This is a genomic window from Pseudomonas sp. HMSC057H01 (assembly GCF_001836405.1).
Lineage (GTDB): Bacteria > Pseudomonadota > Gammaproteobacteria > Pseudomonadales > Pseudomonadaceae > Pseudomonas > Pseudomonas aeruginosa.
In genome coordinates, this window is sequence record NZ_KV828423.1 from 49,240 (window position 1) to 66,294 (window position 17,055).

Here is a 17,055-nt window from a genome sequence, read left to right on the forward strand (position 1 = left end):
GCCCGCCAGCTCGGCCAGCCGAGCCTGGCGATCCACCGCGCGAGCCTGCAGCAGGCGCTGCTGGAACAGGCCCGCGACTGCCGCATCGAACTGGGCGTGAGCGCCACCGGCTACCTGCGCCACGCCGACGGCGAAGGCGTCACCGTGCTCTGCAGCGACGGCCGCGAAGTGCACGCCGACGTGCTGATCGGCGCGGACGGCTTCAACTCGGCGATCCGCGCCACCATGACCGGCCCGGAGCGTCCCACCGACTGGCACTACGTGATCTGGCGCGCCACGCCGGCGTTCCGCCATCCGAAGGTGACGCCGGGCTACGTCGCCCATTACTGGGGTCGTGGGCAGCGCTTCGGTCTCGCCGACATCGGCGAAGGCAACGTCTATTGGTGGGGCACCCGCAACATGCCGGCCGAACAGGCGAAGGACTGGCGCGGCGGCAAGGCGGGCATCCAGCGCCTCTACGCCGGCTGGGCCGACGAAGTGCAGGCGGTCATCGAGGCGACCCCGGAGGCCGACATCAGCAGCCTGCCGGCCCAGGACCGACCGTTCCTCGAGCGCTGGGGCGACGGCCCGGTGACCCTGCTCGGCGATGCCGCGCATCCGATGCTGACCAGCCTCGGCCAGGGCGCCGCCATCGCCATCGAAGACGCCGCGGTGCTGGCCCACTGCCTGGCCACCATCGACGACCCGCAAGCCGCCCTGCGCGCCTACGAGAACCGCCGTCGCGACCGCGCCAGGGCGATGGTCGAGACCTCGCGGGCGCTGAGCCGCATCGAGCAGTTGGAGCATCCGCTGCGCACCGTCGCCCGCGATCTCTACTTCCGCTTCGCTCCGGAGCGAACCTTCGCCCGGCAGAACGAACTGGCACTGACCTTCCCAGGAGTCGAATGATGGCCGAGATACGACGCCCGCTGTCCGCGGTGGAACGCTGGTACTGGCTCAGCGACCAGTTCTCCGCGCTGAACGTGATTTCCCGGGTGCGGGTCCATGGCCAGTTGTCCATCGACGACCTGCGCCGCGGCCTCGACGCGCTGCAGGCGCGGCATCCGCTGCTGCGCGCGCGGATCGAGCACGATGCCGGGTTCGACCCGCGCTGGGTGCCCTGCGAGCGGCCCATCCCGCTGCGCGAGGTGCGCGGTGGTGGCGAGGAGCAATGGCTGCGGGAAATCAACGAGCGCGAATTGCCGGAACGCATCGATCCGGACAGCGGGCCACTGATCCGTACCGTGGCGATCACCACCGACGCCGGTGCCCACGACCTGCTGGTCGTGGTACCGCACATCATCGCCGACGGCACTACCGTGCTGACCCTCGCCGAACAATGGCTGGCCCTGGCCGCCGACCCCGCCGCGCAACCCTGGACCGCCAGCGCCCTGCCGCCGGCGGAGGATCTGCGTCCGCGCCGCTTCACCGGCGACGAAGGCGCGGCGCGCCTGGCCGAGCAGACCGCCCAGGACGAAGCGCTGGTCGGCCGCCACCGCCCGGGCCGGATCGAGCCGAGCAACCCGGTGCCGCTGGAAGCGCGGCGTACCCGCCTGCTGCACCGGGAGCTGGACGGCGCGCAGCTGGAACAGCTGCAACGACGCGCCCGCGAACACGGCACCACGGTACACGGCGCGCTGACCGCGGCGCTGGCCATCGCCGCCGGCCACGACCACCAGCGCCGCCCGAGCCACATCGCCATCGGCTCGCCGATCGACTTCCGCGACGAACTGGAGCCGCCGGTGCGCCCCGACGAAGTAGGCACCTACGTCGCCACGGTACCGGTGGTGCTGGACATCGCCCGACCGTTCTGGGAGGTCGCCCGCGCGCTCACCGACGACCTCGGCGAACGCCGTCGCCAGGGCCATCATTTCAACCTGGTCACCCTGGTCGCCAGCGCTGCGCCGCGCTGCATGGCCGACGCGCGGCCATTCATGGCCTTCATGGAAGCCGAAGGGCCGATCAACCTGTGCTCCTCCAACATCGGTCGCTATCCGTTCCCCGAGCGGATCGGCGCCTTGCGCCTCTCCGACGCGCAGTTCCTCACCGGCATCTCGGTGAACGGCTACTTCGTGGCCGCCATCAACTCCAGCCATGGCCGGCTGTTCTGGAACTTCACCTATATCGACGAAGCGGTCCCCGGCGAACGCGCCGAACGCCTGGCCGAAGATTGCCTGGGCACCCTGCTGTCGGCGATCCACGCCCCCCAACGATCCGCCCTCGAGGAGCAATGACATGTTATTCACCAGCAAACCTCTCTCGCCCCAGGGCCGCCACGTACTGATCACCGGCGCCTCCAGCGGCCTCGGCCGGGAAACCGCGCTGCACCTGGCCGAACAGGGTTTCCAGGTGATCGCCGGGGTGCGCCGCCAGGAGGATGGCGAGCGCCTGGCGAACGCCTGCCCGTCCGGCCGGATCAGCACGCTGCTGATCGATGTCACCGACGAGGAATCCATTGGCCGGGCCGCCGCGCAGGTGGCGGAGAAAGTCGGCGATACCGGGCTCTGGGGCCTGGTGAACAACGCCGGGATCTGCATTTCCGCGCCGCTGGAATGCGTCTCCAGCGACCTGCTGCGGCGCCAGCTGGAAGTCAACCTGATCGGCCAGCTCGCGGTGACCCGGGCGATCCTGCCGCTGCTGCGCCGTGGCGGCGCGGCGCGCCTGGTGAACGTCACCTCGGGCCTCGGCTCGGTCGCCATTCCCTACCTGGGCGCCTACTCCGCCGCGCAGTTCGCCAAGGAGGGAGTGAGCGACGCCCTGCGCCGCGAGCTGGCGCCCATGGGCATCCAGGTCTCGGTGGTCAGCCCCGGGGCGATCTGGACGCCGATCTGGGGCAAGATCGCCAGCGAGGGCGAGCGCGCCCTGGCCGACGCCCCCGACGCCGTCGCCGACCTCTATCGCGATACCTACCTGCGCTTCCTCCAGGCCAACGAGGACGGCGCGCGCAACAGCGCGACCAAGCCCGCCGACGTCGCCGCCGCGGTGCATGCCGCGCTCACCGCGGCCAAGCCGCGGACCCGCTACCGGGTCGGCGCCGACGTGCGCCGCGGCACCCTGCTGGCGCGGCTGCTGCCCGATAGCGTGATCGACGGGATGTTCCGCCCCATCGTCACCGCCGCCCCGGCGGCGAAGGAGGAGCAACGTGCCTGATCGCAAACTGAGACTGGGCGAGGAACTGATCTCGCCACTGCACGCGCTCTACGACGGCCTGCAGGTGGACGGCGCGCCGCGTCCCGCGCATCGCGCCGCCGAGCATCCGGTGTGGGTGGTGACGCGCTACCGCGACGCGCGCAAGGTCCTCAACCATCCGGGCGTCCGCCGCGACGCCCGGCAGGCCGCCGAACTCTACGCGAAGCGTACCGGCAGCCCGCGCGCGGGGATCGGCGAGGGACTCAGCCACCACATGCTCAACCTCGACCCGCCGGACCATACCCGCCTGCGCTCGCTGGTCGGCCGCGCCTTCACCCCGCGCCAGGTGGAACGCCTGCAACCGCATATAGAACGGATCACCGAGGAATTGCTGGACGCCATGGCCGGCCGCGAACAGGCCGACCTGATGGCCGACTTCGCGATCCCGCTGACCATCGCGGTGATCTTCGAGCTGCTGGGCATTCCCGAGGCCGAGCGCGAACACGCCCGCCAGTCCTGGGAGCGCCAGGCGGAACTGCTGTCGCCGGAGGAGGCCCAGGCCCTGGCCGATGCGCAGGTCGACTACCTGCGCGTGCTGCTCGAGGCCAAGCGCCGGCAGCCGGCCGACGACGTCTACAGCGGGCTGGTGCAGGCCGCCGACGAGAGCGGCCAACTGAGCGAGGCGGAACTCGTCTCCATGGCCCACCTGCTGATGATGAGCGGCTTCGAGACCACCATGAACATGATCGGCAACGCGCTGGTCACCCTGCTGGTCAACCCGGAGCAACTGGCGTTGCTGCGGGCGCAGCCGGAACTCCTGCCCAACGCCATGGAAGAACTGGTCCGCCACGACAGCCCGGTGCGCGCCTCGATGTTGCGCTTCACCGTGGAAGACGTAGAACTGGACGGGGTCACCATTCCCGCCGGCGAATACATCCTGGTCTCCAACCTGACCGCCAACCACGACGCCGAGCGCTTCGGCGATCCCGACCGCCTCGACCTCACCCGCAACACCGATGGCCATCTCGGCTACGGCTTCGGCGTGCACTACTGCGTCGGCGCCTCGCTGGCCCGGCTGGAGGGGCGGATCGCCATCCAGCGCCTGCTCGCGCGCTTCCCCGACCTCCAGTTGGCGGTGCCCCACGCGGAACTGCAATGGCTGCCGATCACCTTCCTCCGAGCCCTGATCAGCGTGCCGGTGCGCACCGGATGCAGCGCCCCGGCGAACACCGCCTCCCACGCCAACCCGATCGAGAGGATCGCCCAATGAATGCCAAGGAAATTCTCGTCCACAGCCTGCGCCTCCTGGAAAACGGCGATGCCCGTGGCTGGTGCGACCTGTTCCATCCGGAAGGCGTACTCGAATTCCCCTACGCCCCGCCGGGCTGGAAGACCCGCTTCGAGGGCCGCGAAACCATCTGGGCGCACATGCGCCTGTTTCCCGAGCACCTGACCGTGCGCTTCACCGACGTGCAGTTCTACGAGACCGCCGACCCCGACCTGGCCATCGGCGAATTCCATGGCGACGGCGTGGCCACCGTTTCCGGCGGCAAGCTGGCGCAGGACTACATCTCGGTGCTGCGCACCCGCGACGGACAGATCCTGCTCTACCGCGACTTCTGGAATCCGCTGCGGCACCTCGAGGCCCTGGGCGGGGTCGAGGCCGCCGCCAAGATCGTCCAGGGAGCCTGAGCCATGCCGCGCGCCGCCGTGGTCTGCGGCCTGGGCAGCTACCTGCCCGAGGCCGTGCTCAGCAACGACATGCTCGCCGCCGAGCTGGACACTTCCGACGCCTGGATCAGCAGCCGCACCGGCGTGCGCCAGCGGCATATCGCCGGCGACCTCGGCAGCGGCGACCTGGCCCTGCGGGCGGCCTCCGCCGCGCTCGCCTCGGCGGGGCTGGAGCGAGTCGACGCGGTGGTGCTGGCAACCAGCACCGGCGACTTCTGCTGCCCGGCCACCGCGCCCAGGGTCGCGGCGCGCCTGGGGTTGGTCGGCGCGCTCGCGTTCGACCTGTCCGCCGCCTGCACCGGCTTCGTCTACGGCCTGGCCAGCGTCGGCTCGCTGATCAGCGCCGGGCTGGCGGACAGCGCGCTGCTGGTCGGGGTGGACACTTTCAGCCATACCCTCGACCCCGCCGATCGCTCGACCCGCGCACTGTTCGGCGACGGCGCCGGAGCGGTGGTGCTGCGTGCCGGCGATGCCGAGGAAGAAGGCGCGCTGCTGGCCTTCGACCTCGGCAGCGACGGCCACCAGTTCGACCTGCTGATGACCCCCGCCGTGAGTCGCGCCGAACGCAGTTCCGGACAGGCCTCCAACTACTTCCGGATGGACGGCAAGGCAGTGTTCGGCCAGGCGGTGACGCAGATGAGCGACTCGGTGCGGCGGGTGCTCGACCGGGTCGGCTGGCAAGCTTCGGACCTCCATCACCTGGTCCCGCACCAGGCCAACACACGCATTCTCGCGGCGGTCGCCGACCAGCTCGACCTTCCCGTCGAGCGAGTGGTGAGCAACATCGCCGAGGTGGGCAATACCGTCGCCGCCTCGATTCCCCTGGCCCTGGCCCACGGCCTGCGCCAAGGCATCCTGCGCGACGGCGGCAACATGGTCCTCACCGGTTTCGGTGCCGGACTGACCTGGGGTTCGGTCGCCCTGCGCTGGCCGAAGATCGTTCCGACAATGGACTGAAGAGGGAAGAACAATGCCCAACGACATGGAAGACCATCTCCTCACCGTGCTCAGCGTCGCCAGCGGCGTGCCGAAGGAGGAAATCAGCCGGGACAGCAGGATGGAAGACCTGGCTTTCGATTCGCTGGTGGTCAGCGAGCTGTCGCTGAAGCTGCGCAAGGAGTTCGGCGTCACCGGGGTCGACGACGAACTCGACCTGCTGGAAACGGTGGACGAACTGTTCCAGCTGGTCGAGAAGCACCGCGCCGCCTGAGGCCAGCGAACGCCGGCGCTCCGTCGCTTCTCTGCCAGGCGAAGGCGGTGCCGGGACACGGGAACGCGCATCGCCTTCGATCAACCAACACCAGAGCGAGATTCGCTGGAGGAAGAGGTGAGTCAGAACATGGATCTCACGATCGGGACGCATCGGGAGTCGGCTTTCTACGAGCTGGAGTTCGGACCGAGGACGATAATGACCCTGGCCAACTTTCCGGACGACGTGCTGCCGTTGTTGCAAATGGAAAGCCTGATGACCTTCGAGGCGATGGCTTACCTGCGCTGCGACGCACTGGTCGAGCTAGGCTGCTACGACGGCCGGGCGCTGGAAATCGCGCGCCTGCTCAATGCCCGCTATCTCGGCGTCGACCTCGACCAGCGGGCGATCGAGACGCTGCGCACGCGGATCGAGCGCGAGGGCATGAGCGATCGCGCGGACACGGTGGTCGACGACATCCTCAACCACACCAGGCGCGGTGCCTCGGTCGGCTCGCGCGCACTCTACCTGCTGCCGTTCAACCTGCTGGGCAACTTCCGCGAGCCGAAACGGCTGCTCGACTCCCTCGCCGAGCGCAGCGTGGCGGCGGTGGTTTCGGTGTTCGGCGACAGCGCCGAGGCCACCCGCGTCCGCCAGAGCTACTACCGCCGTTGCGGGGTGCAGGGCCTGGAGCTGCACGCGCGGGACGACGGCACCGTGTTCACCGGCAGCGACGGCTTCTACTCGCGCTCGTATTCGCGCGCCTGCCTCCACGCCCTGCTCGCCGAGTGCGGGCTGACCGTGGTGCGCAGCGCTTCGAACCTGTTCGCCCACTGCGTGACGGTGCTGCCCGAAGGCGCCGACCAGGGCTTCGGTTCGTCGGCGGCATGAGTCGCCGTCGTGCATTCATCGCGCAGCCACGGCACGGGCAGCTCGCCGTGGCTCGCTTCATCGTCGTCTGAACCGCTCGGGAGCTGGAAACATGCCTTTGATTGTCTACGTGCTCGGTGCCGCGATCTTCGCCCTGACCACCAGCGAATACATGGTCGCCGGGCTGATGCCGGCGCTGGCCGCCGAATTCGGCGTGTCCTTCGCCGCGATCGGCTACCTGGTCACCTTCTACGCCGGCGCGATGGCGCTCGGCGGCCCGCTGCTGACCACCGCCCTGCTCCGCGTGCCGCGCAAGAACGCCCTGCTCGGCCTGATCGCGCTGTTCGTGGTCGGCCAGGTCATCGGCGCCCTGGCGCCGGGCTATGCGGTGATGGTCGCGGCGCGACTGGTCACCGCGGTCGCCGCCGCGGCCTTCTTCGGCGTGGCGCTGACCGCCTGCGCCGAACTGGTCGAAGGCAACCAGTTCGGCCGCGCGTCGTCGCTGGTGCTCGGTGGCCTGATGGTCGGAACCGTGCTTGGCCTGCCCGTCGCCACCTGGCTGGGCGAATGGTACGGCTGGCGCGCGAGCTTCTTCGCGGTGGCGCTGGTGGCGGTGCTGGTCGGCCTGCTGGTGTTGCAGCTGATGCCGGCGATCCCGGGGTCGGCGGGCAGCGGCTCGCTGCGCGAGGAACTGAAGGTGTTCAGGAACGCCCATCTATGGTGGGTCTACGCCACCAGCCTACTGCTGATCGGCGCCACCTTCGCCGGCTTCACCTATTTCGTGCCGATCCTCACCGAGGTCAGCGGCTTCTCCGCCTCGACCGTACCGCTGCTGCTGGTGGTCTACGGCCTGGCGACGCTGGTGGGCAACAACATCGTCGGCCGCCTGGCCGACCGCCATACCATCGCGGTCCTGGCCTTCGGCCTGCTGGCGGCCATCGCCGCGATGGTGGCCTTCGCCCTGTTCGGACAGGTTCCGGCGGTAGCGGTGGCGGCGCTGGTGGTGATCGGCCTGACCGGGGTGTCGATGAACCCAGCGCTGGTGACCCGCGGCGCACGTGTCGGCCATAACAACATGCTGGTCAACTCGGTGCACACTGCCTGCATCATGCTCGGCGTGATGGCCGGTTCCTGGATCGGCGGCCTGGGCATCGCCGGCGGATTCGGCCTGCAGGGCGCGCTCTGGGTCGGCGCGGCCCTCGGGGTGCTGGCGCTGCTGACCCTGCTGCCGGAGCTGCGCTTCGCCCGCGCCCCGGTGGGCGGGGCGCTGGGCCGCTGAGCGGGATCCCTCAGGCGCTGCGCGCCAGCCAGCGGCAGTAGCCGGCGACGCCCTCTTCCAGGCTCTGGAAATCGTCGCGGTAGCCCGCCTCGCGCAGCAGCTCCAGGTCGGCGCAGGTGTGGCTCTGGTAGCGCGCCCGCAGCGACTCGGGGAACTCGCGGTAGCCGAGCAGGCCGCTTTCCACCGCCTGCTGCAGCGACAGGGGCGGCTGGTCGGCATTGGCGCGGACGCTATTGATCACCGCCAGGGCGACCTCGTTGAAGGTCCGCGCCTGGCCGCTGCCGAGGTTGAAGATTCCCGAACGCTGCGGATGATCGAAGAAATGCAGGTTGACCCGCGCCACGTCCTCCACCGCGACAAAGTCGCGCAGGTGGCCGCCGGGCGGGAAGCCACCGTGTTCGCCGAACAGTTCGACCCGCCCGTCGCGGCGCAATTGCTGGTAGCAGTGGTAGGCCACCGAGGCCATCCGCCCCTTGTGTTCCTCGCGCGGCCCGTAGACGTTGAAGTAACGCAGGCCGACCACCTGGCTGCGCGCCTGCGGCAGCGCCCGCCGCACACGCTGGTCGAAGAGGAACTTGGAATAGCCGTAGACGTTCAGCGGCCGCTCGTACTGGCGCGCCTCGCGGAAGGTCCGGCCGGCTCCGTAGACCGCCGCCGACGAGGCGTAGAGGAACGGCACGCCGAGTTCCAGGCTGCTTTCCAGCAGGCGGCAACTGTAGCGGTAGTTGTTCTCCATCATGTAGCGGCCATTGCTTTCCAGGGTGCTGGCGCAGGCACCCTGGTGGAACAGCGCGCGGACCGTGCCGAAGTCGCCGCGGGCGTAACGCTCGAGGAAGTCGTTCTGGTCCAGGTAGTCGGCGATATCGGCGTCCGCCAGGTTGCGGAACTGCTCGCCGTCGGTGAGATCGTCCACCGCGATGATGTCGGTCTCGCCGCGCCGGTTCAGCGCCTGCAGCAGATTGCTGCCGATGAAGCCGGCGGCGCCGGTGACGATGATGCTCATGGGCACTCCCTTCGACAGGATGAATGCCCCCAGGCTATGCCTATGCGCCGTGCCGCCCGTTGACCTGCAACAAGCCATGGGCGGACGGCAGCGGTTCAGCGGGAAGGACGATCGTTGTGCCCGAGGTCGCGTTGCGGGTCGATGCGGTCGCGAACCCGCTGCTTGAGCGCCTTGGCCTCGGGGAAGCCGCCGTCGGCCTTGCGCTCCCAGACCTGCACGCCGTCGCAGGTGATACGGAAGACGCCACCGGTTCCGGGCTCCAGGCAGACTTTTCCGAGATCGTCGGCGAAGGTGCTGAGCAGTTCCTGGGCCAGCCAGGCGGCACGCAGTAGCCACTGGCACTGGGTGCAATAGGTGATGACGATTTCGGGCTTGGCGGTGGGCATGTCGGCGGCTCAGGGGAAACGGTCGCGCCTATAATAGCCGCCTTTTCACCCGGCTCCGGATCGTTCTCATGCGCCGCCTGCTGCTCGTACTGCTGCTCCTGCTTCCCCTGTCCGCCCTCGCCACGGAGGCCCGGCCGAAGATCGGCCTGGTCCTCTCCGGAGGTGCCGCCCGTGGCCTGGCCCATATCGGCGTGCTCAAGGCCCTCGACGAACAGGGCATCCAGATCGACGCCATCGCCGGCACCAGCATGGGCGCGGTGGTCGGCGGCCTGTACGCCTCCGGCTACACCCCCGCCGAACTGGAGCGCATCGCCCTGGAGATGGACTGGCAGCAGGCGCTGTCCGACGCGCCGCCGCGCAAGGACGTGCCGTTCCGGCGCAAGCAGGACGACCGCGACTTCCTGGTCAAGCAGAAGATCAGCTTCCGCGACGACGGCACCCTCGGCCTGCCGCTGGGGGTGATCCAGGGCCAGAACCTGGCGATGGTGCTGGAAAGCCTGCTGGTGCACACCAGCGACAACCGCGACTTCGACAAGCTGGCGATCCCCTTCCGCGCCGTCTCCACCGATATCGCAACCGGCGAGAAAGTGGTGTTCCGCAAGGGCCACCTGCCCCAGGCGATCCGCGCCAGCATGTCGATCCCCGCCGTGTTCGCCCCGGTGGAGATCGACGGCAGGCTGCTGGTGGATGGCGGCATGGTCGACAACATCCCGGTGGACGTGGCGCGCGACATGGGCGTGGACGTGGTGATCGTGGTCGACATCGGCAACCCGCTGCGCGACCGCAAGGACCTGAGCACCGTGCTCGACGTGATGAACCAGTCGATCACCCTGATGACCCGGAAGAACTCCGAAGCCCAGCTGGCCACGCTCAAGCCCGGCGACGTGCTGATCCAGCCGCCGCTGTCCGGCTACGGCACCACCGACTTCGGCCGCGTGCCGCAACTGATCGACGCCGGCTACCGCGCCACCACGGTGCTCGCCGCGCGCCTCGCCGAGTTGCGCAAGCCGAAGGACCTCAACAGCGAAGCGCTCGACGTGGCGCGCACGCCGAACCAGCGCAAGCCGGTGATCGACGCGATCCGCGTGGAGAACAACTCGAAGGTCAGCGACGAGGTGATCCGCCACTACATCCGCCAGCCGCTCGGCACGCGCCTCGACCTCGGCCGCCTGCAGGACGACATGAGCACCCTCTACGGCCTCGACTACTTCGACCAGGTGCAGTACCGGGTGGTCAAGGAGAAGAAGCTCAACACCCTGGTGATCCACGCCACCGGCAAGAAAGGCGGCACCGACTTCCTTCGCCTGGGCCTCAACCTGTCCGACGACATGCGCGGCGAAAGCACCTTCAACCTCGGCGGCAGCTACCGCATGAACGGCCTCAACCGGCTCGGCGCCGAGTGGCTGACCCGGGTCCAGCTCGGCGACCGCCAGGAACTCTACAGCGAGTTCTACCAGCCGCTCGACGTCGGCTCACGCTACTTCGTCGCGCCCTTCCTGTTCCACGAGGCACAGAACGTCGACGTCACCGAGAACAACGACCCGCTGCTGCGCTATCGCCTGGAGCGCTACGGCTACGGCCTCAACGTCGGCCGGCAGATCGCCAACAACGGCGAAATCCGCCTGGGCGCGGTGCAGGCCTACGGCAAGGCCGACGTACGCATCGGCGACCCGAGCCTGCCGGACATCGACTTCACCGAGGGCTACTACGAACTGAAGTACTCGTTCGACACCGTCGACGACGTCAATTTCCCCCACGAGGGCGAGGAGATCGGCCTGACCATGCGCCGCTACGACAAGTCCCTCGGCTCGGACGACAGCTACCGGCAGTGGGACCTGCGGCTGAACAAGGCGCTCAGCTTCGGCGCCGACACCTGGGTGTTCGGCGGCGGCTACGGGCGCACCCTGGACGACGCCGAGGTGGTCACCTCCAGCTTCACCCTCGGCGGCGCCCGCGAGCTGTCGGGCTTCCGCCGCGATGCGCTGTCCGGGCAGAACTACAGCCTGGGGCGGATCGTCTATTACCGGCGCCTCACCGAACGTTCCTTCCTGCCGCTGGACTTCCCGCTGTACCTGGGCGGCAGCATCGAGCGCGGACGCATCTGGAACAACGACAACGAATACGACAGCGGCTACATCAACGCCGCCAGCCTGATGATCGGCTTCGATACGCCGCTGGGGCCGCTGACCTTCAGCTACGGGATCAACGACGAGAACTTCAAGGCGTTCTACCTGAACCTCGGGCAGAACTTCTGAGCGAAGTTCAGGCGATCAGCGCCAGCAACTCGCGCGCCTCGGCCTTCTGCCACGGGTCGCCGTGCGCCACCACCAGGCGCAGGATGCGGCTGGCCTGGTCGAGATCGCCGCTGTCGATGCAGGCGCGGGCCCGGTCCAGGCTGGCCGAGGCCTCCTCCGGCGGCACCGTGGCCGGCTCCGGCTGGTCGAGTTCGAGGTGTTCGTACTCGGCGACATCCGGCAGTTCATGGAGATTGCTCTCGAACGCCAGGGGCTCCTCCGCCGGTTCCGCCTTGCCGGCAGCGGCGCGGCGCGGCAGGTCGGGGTTGTCCAGGGGATTCTCCAGGGCGCCCCAGTCGAGATCGAGATCGAGGTTGAGGTCGCCGAAGCCGTCGGCGCCCGAGGTCGCATCCGGCTGCTGCGCGGCGGGCGGCTCGGCCAGCGGCAGGTCGCTCCAGTCGTCGTCCTTGGTTGCCGCCGGCGTCTCGGTCGCCGGCATCTGTAGCAGCGCCGGGTAGCGTCCGCGCAACTCGTCGATGGCCTCCGGGTTGCCGCCACTGGCCAGGGTTTCCTCGGCCAGCGCGTCGAAGCCGGCCGCATCGCCCAGCTCAGCCAGCACCAGCAACAGCTTCATCCGCGCGCTCAGGCGCTGCGGCTGCTCGGCGAGTACCTGACGCAGCAGGTCGCGGGCCTGTCCGTAGCGACCGTAGGCGATATAGATGTCGGCGCCGTCCAGCTTGTCCGCCGCAGCCATGGCGGCGCGCGGAGCGGCGGCCGGAGCAGGCGGAGGAGACGGCGGCGGGCTGGAGGGAACGGCGACCGGCGGCCTGGCCTGTTCCTCGACCTTTGCCGGCGCCGGTGCGGCCGCCGGGGGGCGCGGCGCACGCCGCAGCGGCAGGTTCAGGGCGACCCGGCGCTTCGGTTCGACCGCCGGGACAGGAGTCTCTTCGCGGCGGCGACGCAACAGCAATACGCCGAGCAGGGCGAGGACCAGCAGCAGGACGATCATCCAGCGCCAGTGCTGCGAGTCCGTCGGCGTTTCAACCGGTTGCGCAACCGAAGGCGCGGCCGCGGCGGGCGGCGGCGCCGCGGGCCGCACCGCCTGGCGCCGGGCCAGTTGCTGTTGCAGTTCGGCGACCTGGCGATCGCGCTGCTGCAGTTGTTCCTGCAAGGCCTGCAACTGGCGTTGCAGATCGTCCATCCGCTGGCTCAGTTCCTCCCGTTGCCGGGCCAGCGCCTCGGCCTCGGCATCCGCCTGGCGCTGCGCCTCGACGAGAGCCGCCGGAGCGTTTTCCACCACGGCGGCATCGGCTGGCGGCAGGACTTCCACGGCCGCCTCCTTCACGGCGCCGGGCGCGCCTCGCTCCGGCTGGTAGCCGGCCGGCAGACGCAGCCGCGCGCCGGCCTTGAGCCGGTGCCGGTCGGCATTGACGAAGGCCTGCGGATTGAGCTGGTACAGGGCCTCCATGAGTTGCGCGCGATCGGCGTTGCCGGCACCACGCAGGCGTCCGCTGATGGCCCAGAGGTTGTCGCTGGGGCGAGTCAGGTAGTCGTCGCCCGGCTCCAGCAGTGCCGGGTCTACGACGACCGCGGCACTACGCGGCGCGGGCGCCGGCGTCGAGGATTGCCGCTGCGGCTCGATCCCGCTGCGCGCGGCCGGAAGCATGCGCGGCGTATAACCGAGCGGATCGAGCAGTACGGTGAATTCGCGGACAATGCGGCCGTTGGGGCGGGCCACCTCCACCAGGAAATTCAGGTAGGGCTCCTGCACCGGTCGGCTCGAGGACACATGGATGCGATTGCCACCGCGCCCCTGGAGCACCAGACTGAAACGCAGCTCGTTGAGGAACTGCAAGCGTTCCACCCCGGCCGCGGCGAAGACGTCGGCGCCCGCCAGGCGGACCTCGATCTCGTCCGCGCCGAGATCGCCGACGTCAAGCAGTTCGATATCCGCATCCAGCGGCTGGTTGAGCGCCGAATGCAGGGTGATGTCTCCCACTCCCAGGGCGCTCGCCTGCCCGGCCAACAGGCACGACCAGGCACACAACATGACACGCAAGGCTTTACCGGGCATTCCGTTCTTTTCTCCGCACTTCGAGCACACAGCCGGCCAGCGGTCGACTGCTACATCTATTTCACGTTAGCCCGAATTTCGCCCCGTACAGGGCTGAACGCACCACATGGCGCAAGACATGGCTTTTTGCCATCACTGAATAGAGGAATGCCGTGGAAACGGTCAAGATTTTTCGTCAGAAAACCGACGAAAACCTCTGTAGAGGGCTTTCGGACGAAAGCCCAGGAGGTGATGCCATAAAAATGGCGATTCTAGCGGAATTTCGTGACGCAGTGCTCAGCGCTTTTCCAGGTTCGCCAGGATTCGCAAGAGCACCTGCTGGCACAGCGCCTGCTCGGACTCGTCGATGCCGGTCAGTACGTCGTTGCGAACGCTGGCGGCGATGGCCTCGATATCGGCGATCAGCACATCGGCCTTGGGAGTCAGCACGATGTGCTTGGCCCGCCGGTCCTCCGCCACCGCCAGGCGCCGTACCAGGCCCTGGGACTCGAGGCCGTCGAGCAGTCGCGCCAGGGTCGGGCCTTCGACCCCCACCGATTGGGCCAACTCGCGCTGGGTGGGCGAATCGCGATGGCGCGCCAGATGCAACAACACCAACCAGCGCGCCTGGGACAGGCCGAGGTGACTGAGGCGGCGGTCGAGTTCAGCGCGCCAAGCACGGGAAGTCTGGGCTAGCAAGGTGCCGAAATAGTGCTTGTCTGTCTGAGCCATAGGAAAAAGGAGGTCCGATATTTCATTTGACTAATTATTAGTCGGCTAATAATGCCCGTCCAATTTTCCCTCGTACAATGACAAATTGTCGCACGATATGCCCAGGCCAGGCCCCGTCTACCACTTGGCGTACTGGTCCTCGACGAAGCCCCAGAGCCGCTCGATCCTCACCTCGGCACGACCTCGCGGACGCAGCACACCGCTGAAACAACCGAATATCTGCTTGAAGTTGCTCGCCAGCAGACCGAGGTTCAGCCGCTCCTGGTGCATGCCGTGGGCCTCGAAGCGCAGCTCTACCTGGCCATCGTATGAACGGATGGTCCAGGGCCGCAGCGGCTGGTCGCGGTCGAAGTCGAAGCGCACGCTGTCGACCTTCAGCAGTTCGCCGTCCAGCCAGTAGCAGTTCTCGGTGAAGCTGGTCTCGTTGACCCCGCACGACAGGTTCAGGCCGACCCGCAAGCCGTCCGCCTCGCCGGACAGGCAAGCCCAGTTCCAGAAGGTTTCCGGGCGCATGTAGCCCGCCGACCAGTCGTGATGGGCGAAGGCGTCCAGCGCCTGCAGGTCGTGGTCGCCGAGGGCGCTGCGCACGTCGCCGCGACAGCGCACGCCGGCCACCTTCTGCGCATAGACCCAGCCGTTCACCGCGGTCGGCGTACACAGGCACATCGGCTGGAAGCTCGGCGCCTCCTCGCTGAAGCAGGCGTCGATGCGGGTGCCATCGTCGAGTTCCACCAGCAGGCGTTTCTCCCGGGGAGCCGTACGGTTCTCCAGGCGCAGCAGGTTGCGCCCCTGGCGCAGTTCGCAGACGCCGTCGTCCGGGGTCTGGGAAAACCGGGTTCCGAACCCCAGCGGCAGCTTGAAGCGCCGCTCCAGCATGCGTCCGCTGGAAGGCTGGTAGAGGTAGACGAAGCCGACGCCAAGCAAGCTCAGCTGGGCCAGGGCGCAGCCGCCGATCAGCTCCGGGCTGATCAGGCCGAAGTACTGGAACTGATGGAAGCGTCGCCATTTGCCCAGGGCCCCCACGCGCCGGCCCATCGGCGAACGGAAGTCGAAATCGCGGTAATTGATGTGCTGCGGGGCACTCGGGAAGATGCCGTAGTGCGGTTGGCCGTTGGCCTGGATCAAGCGCTGCATGGGGTCCGTCCGGAAGTCGTCTCGCGGCGGGGCCGGCAGCTCTGCGAAGAGCGGCCGTGCCTGCCATTTTTTCCTGTCGAACCTAGCATTCGCCGCTTCGTCCCGCAGTCACCGGCGGCGCCAGCCACAGGGACAAAATCGGCCATGGACTCAGGCCACCACCTGATTGCGGCCGAATGCCTTGGCTTCGTAAAGCGCGCGATCGGCATGCTCGTAGAGATCGTAGAGGCGCTTCAGGTCGTTGCCCGGGGTCGGCCACAGGCAGGACACGCCGACCGACAGGGTCACTTCGCGCGCCGTGTCCGACGCCTCGTGCTCCATGCGCAGCGCCTGGACCTGTGCGCGCAGCGCTTCCGCGCGCAGCCTCGCCTCGTGCTCGTTGGCGCCGTACAGCAACAGGGCGAACTCTTCGCCGCCCAGGCGCACCGCCATGTCCAGCGGACGCCTGGCATTCGCCTCGAACACCGCGCCGATGCGCTGCAGGACCGCATCGCCAGCCTGGTGTCCGTAGCGGTCGTTATAGGCCTTGAAATGGTCGACGTCGCAAAGCAGCAGCGCCAGGGTCTTCTGTTCGCGCTGGGCCTGGCGCCAGAGGCGGTCCAGGTGCTGGTTGAAGCTGCGCCGGTTGTGCAGGCCGGTCAGGCTGTCGTGGTCGGCCATCACCCGCAACAGGCGGCTGATGAGGAAATGCTCGCGCGACTTGAACTCCAGCAGGTAGCAGCCGACCGCGCCGATCAGGTTACCGAACAGCAGGAACAGCAGGTTGTTGCCCAGCGGCTCCTGGGTACCCGCCCACCACTCGAAACCCAGGTAGGCGAGCAGCACGACCAACGCACAGCTCAATGCCTGCGACAACCGCAGGCCGGCGAGGAAATAGGCGGCGAAACTGACCAGCAGCAGGCCTTCGTAGGGATAGCCGGGATCCGCCCGATGCGCCAGGCCGACCACCGCCGCCGCACCGACGCCAAGGGCGAGGACGCAGGCGATGCTCAGCGGCACCATCAGCTGGATGTGCCGGCGCAGCATGATCAGGCAGCCGCAGACCAGTAGCAGGACCAGCACGCCAAGGCGCACCGCCAGTACGCCCCACAGCGGAGGACCAGCGAGGATCAGCAGGTCGATGCCGATGAACGCCAGCCAGACGAGCATGCCGACGCTGAGGGCGATGCGTTTCAGCGCGAAGCTGTCCTCCAGCATGTAGCGCCGGTAGTCACGCTCCAGTTCGGGAAGGAAACGCAGGCCGCGGAAACCGCGGTTCAATTGGTCCGCATAGAGGTTGGAACGGGAGTCGTCCAACCGGTCCTTCTGTGTCACGCACACCTCTTCTCTTGGAGGG

At 68.4% G+C, this 17,055-nt stretch carries 16 protein-coding genes; 10 read left to right on the forward strand and 6 right to left on the reverse strand.

Going from position 1 to position 17,055, the window contains the following annotated elements; genetic code table 11:
• The 9 genes from HMPREF2581_RS08190 to HMPREF2581_RS08230 form a co-directional block, all read left to right on the forward strand.
• The coding region (locus tag HMPREF2581_RS08190) for an FAD-dependent monooxygenase (RefSeq protein WP_070867312.1) at positions 1 to 888 on the forward strand (888 nt) is incomplete at its 5' end.
• Positions 885 to 2,213, forward strand: coding sequence for a condensation domain-containing protein (locus HMPREF2581_RS08195; RefSeq protein ID WP_003138270.1), 1,329 nt, complete (start codon positions 885 to 887; stop codon positions 2,211 to 2,213). The genes HMPREF2581_RS08190 and HMPREF2581_RS08195, both read left to right, overlap by 4 nt.
• Position 2,214: 1 nt before the next feature.
• Positions 2,215 to 3,129, forward strand: a complete 915-nt coding sequence (locus tag HMPREF2581_RS08200) for an SDR family NAD(P)-dependent oxidoreductase (RefSeq protein ID WP_003106196.1) — start codon at positions 2,215 to 2,217, stop codon at positions 3,127 to 3,129.
• On the forward strand, positions 3,122 to 4,378 hold the full coding sequence (locus HMPREF2581_RS08205) for a cytochrome P450 family protein (RefSeq protein WP_003138269.1): 1,257 nt from the start codon (positions 3,122 to 3,124) through the stop codon (positions 4,376 to 4,378). The genes HMPREF2581_RS08200 and HMPREF2581_RS08205 overlap by 8 nt, the downstream gene beginning before the upstream one ends.
• The gene (locus tag HMPREF2581_RS08210; RefSeq protein WP_003091711.1) at positions 4,375 to 4,800 is read left to right on the forward strand and encodes a nuclear transport factor 2 family protein; all 426 of its coding nucleotides are present in this window, start codon (positions 4,375 to 4,377) and stop codon (positions 4,798 to 4,800) included. The genes HMPREF2581_RS08205 and HMPREF2581_RS08210 overlap by 4 nt, the downstream gene beginning before the upstream one ends.
• 3 nt (positions 4,801 to 4,803) lie before the next feature.
• A complete protein-coding gene (locus HMPREF2581_RS08215; RefSeq protein ID WP_003091712.1) occupies positions 4,804 to 5,796 on the forward strand; it encodes a beta-ketoacyl-ACP synthase III in 993 nt (330 codons plus the stop codon).
• 13 nt (positions 5,797 to 5,809) lie between these two features.
• On the forward strand, positions 5,810 to 6,049 hold the full coding sequence (locus HMPREF2581_RS08220; RefSeq protein WP_003106204.1) for an acyl carrier protein Acp3: 240 nt from the start codon (positions 5,810 to 5,812) through the stop codon (positions 6,047 to 6,049).
• Between the two features lie 117 nt (positions 6,050 to 6,166).
• Positions 6,167 to 6,919 (forward strand): SAM-dependent methyltransferase, encoded by a 753-nt coding sequence (locus tag HMPREF2581_RS08225; protein ID WP_003130295.1) that lies wholly within the window; start codon positions 6,167 to 6,169, stop codon positions 6,917 to 6,919.
• Between the two features lie 91 nt (positions 6,920 to 7,010).
• Positions 7,011 to 8,177, forward strand: coding sequence for an MFS transporter (locus tag HMPREF2581_RS08230; protein WP_003109309.1), 1,167 nt, complete (start codon positions 7,011 to 7,013; stop codon positions 8,175 to 8,177).
• 10 nt (positions 8,178 to 8,187) lie between these two features.
• On the opposite strand, the gene rfaD is transcribed toward HMPREF2581_RS08230, so the two are convergent.
• The gene (rfaD, locus tag HMPREF2581_RS08235) at positions 8,188 to 9,180 is read right to left on the reverse strand and encodes an ADP-glyceromanno-heptose 6-epimerase (RefSeq protein WP_003106207.1); all 993 of its coding nucleotides are present in this window, start codon (positions 9,178 to 9,180) and stop codon (positions 8,188 to 8,190) included.
• A gap of 95 nt (positions 9,181 to 9,275) precedes the next feature.
• Positions 9,276 to 9,566, reverse strand: a complete 291-nt coding sequence (locus HMPREF2581_RS08240; RefSeq protein WP_003091717.1) for an Rdx family protein — start codon at positions 9,564 to 9,566, stop codon at positions 9,276 to 9,278.
• A 68-nt stretch (positions 9,567 to 9,634) separates the two neighbouring features.
• Between HMPREF2581_RS08240 and plpD the strand changes: the two genes are divergently transcribed.
• Complete coding sequence (gene plpD, locus HMPREF2581_RS08245) at positions 9,635 to 11,821, forward strand: patatin-like phospholipase PlpD (RefSeq protein ID WP_003091718.1); 2,187 nt, start codon at positions 9,635 to 9,637, stop codon at positions 11,819 to 11,821.
• A gap of 7 nt (positions 11,822 to 11,828) precedes the next feature.
• Here plpD and HMPREF2581_RS08250 read toward each other — a convergent pair whose 3' ends face one another.
• The 4 genes from HMPREF2581_RS08250 to HMPREF2581_RS08265 all read right to left on the reverse strand — a co-directional run bounded on the left by HMPREF2581_RS08250 (position 11,829) and on the right by HMPREF2581_RS08265 (position 17,039).
• Complete coding sequence (locus HMPREF2581_RS08250) at positions 11,829 to 13,874, reverse strand: motility hub landmark protein FimV (RefSeq protein ID WP_003138267.1); 2,046 nt, start codon at positions 13,872 to 13,874, stop codon at positions 11,829 to 11,831.
• A gap of 276 nt (positions 13,875 to 14,150) precedes the next feature.
• The gene (locus tag HMPREF2581_RS08255; protein ID WP_003091721.1) at positions 14,151 to 14,585 is read right to left on the reverse strand and encodes a MarR family transcriptional regulator; all 435 of its coding nucleotides are present in this window, start codon (positions 14,583 to 14,585) and stop codon (positions 14,151 to 14,153) included.
• 117 nt (positions 14,586 to 14,702) lie between these two features.
• Positions 14,703 to 15,719 carry a DUF2804 domain-containing protein gene (locus tag HMPREF2581_RS08260; protein WP_003109306.1) on the reverse strand — a complete coding sequence of 339 codons (1,017 nt, stop codon included), beginning with the start codon at positions 15,717 to 15,719 and terminating at the stop codon, positions 14,703 to 14,705.
• A gap of 150 nt (positions 15,720 to 15,869) precedes the next feature.
• On the reverse strand, positions 15,870 to 17,039 hold the full coding sequence (locus HMPREF2581_RS08265) for a GGDEF domain-containing protein (protein ID WP_003119637.1): 1,170 nt from the start codon (positions 17,037 to 17,039) through the stop codon (positions 15,870 to 15,872).
• Between the last annotated feature and the right edge of the window lie 16 nt (positions 17,040 to 17,055).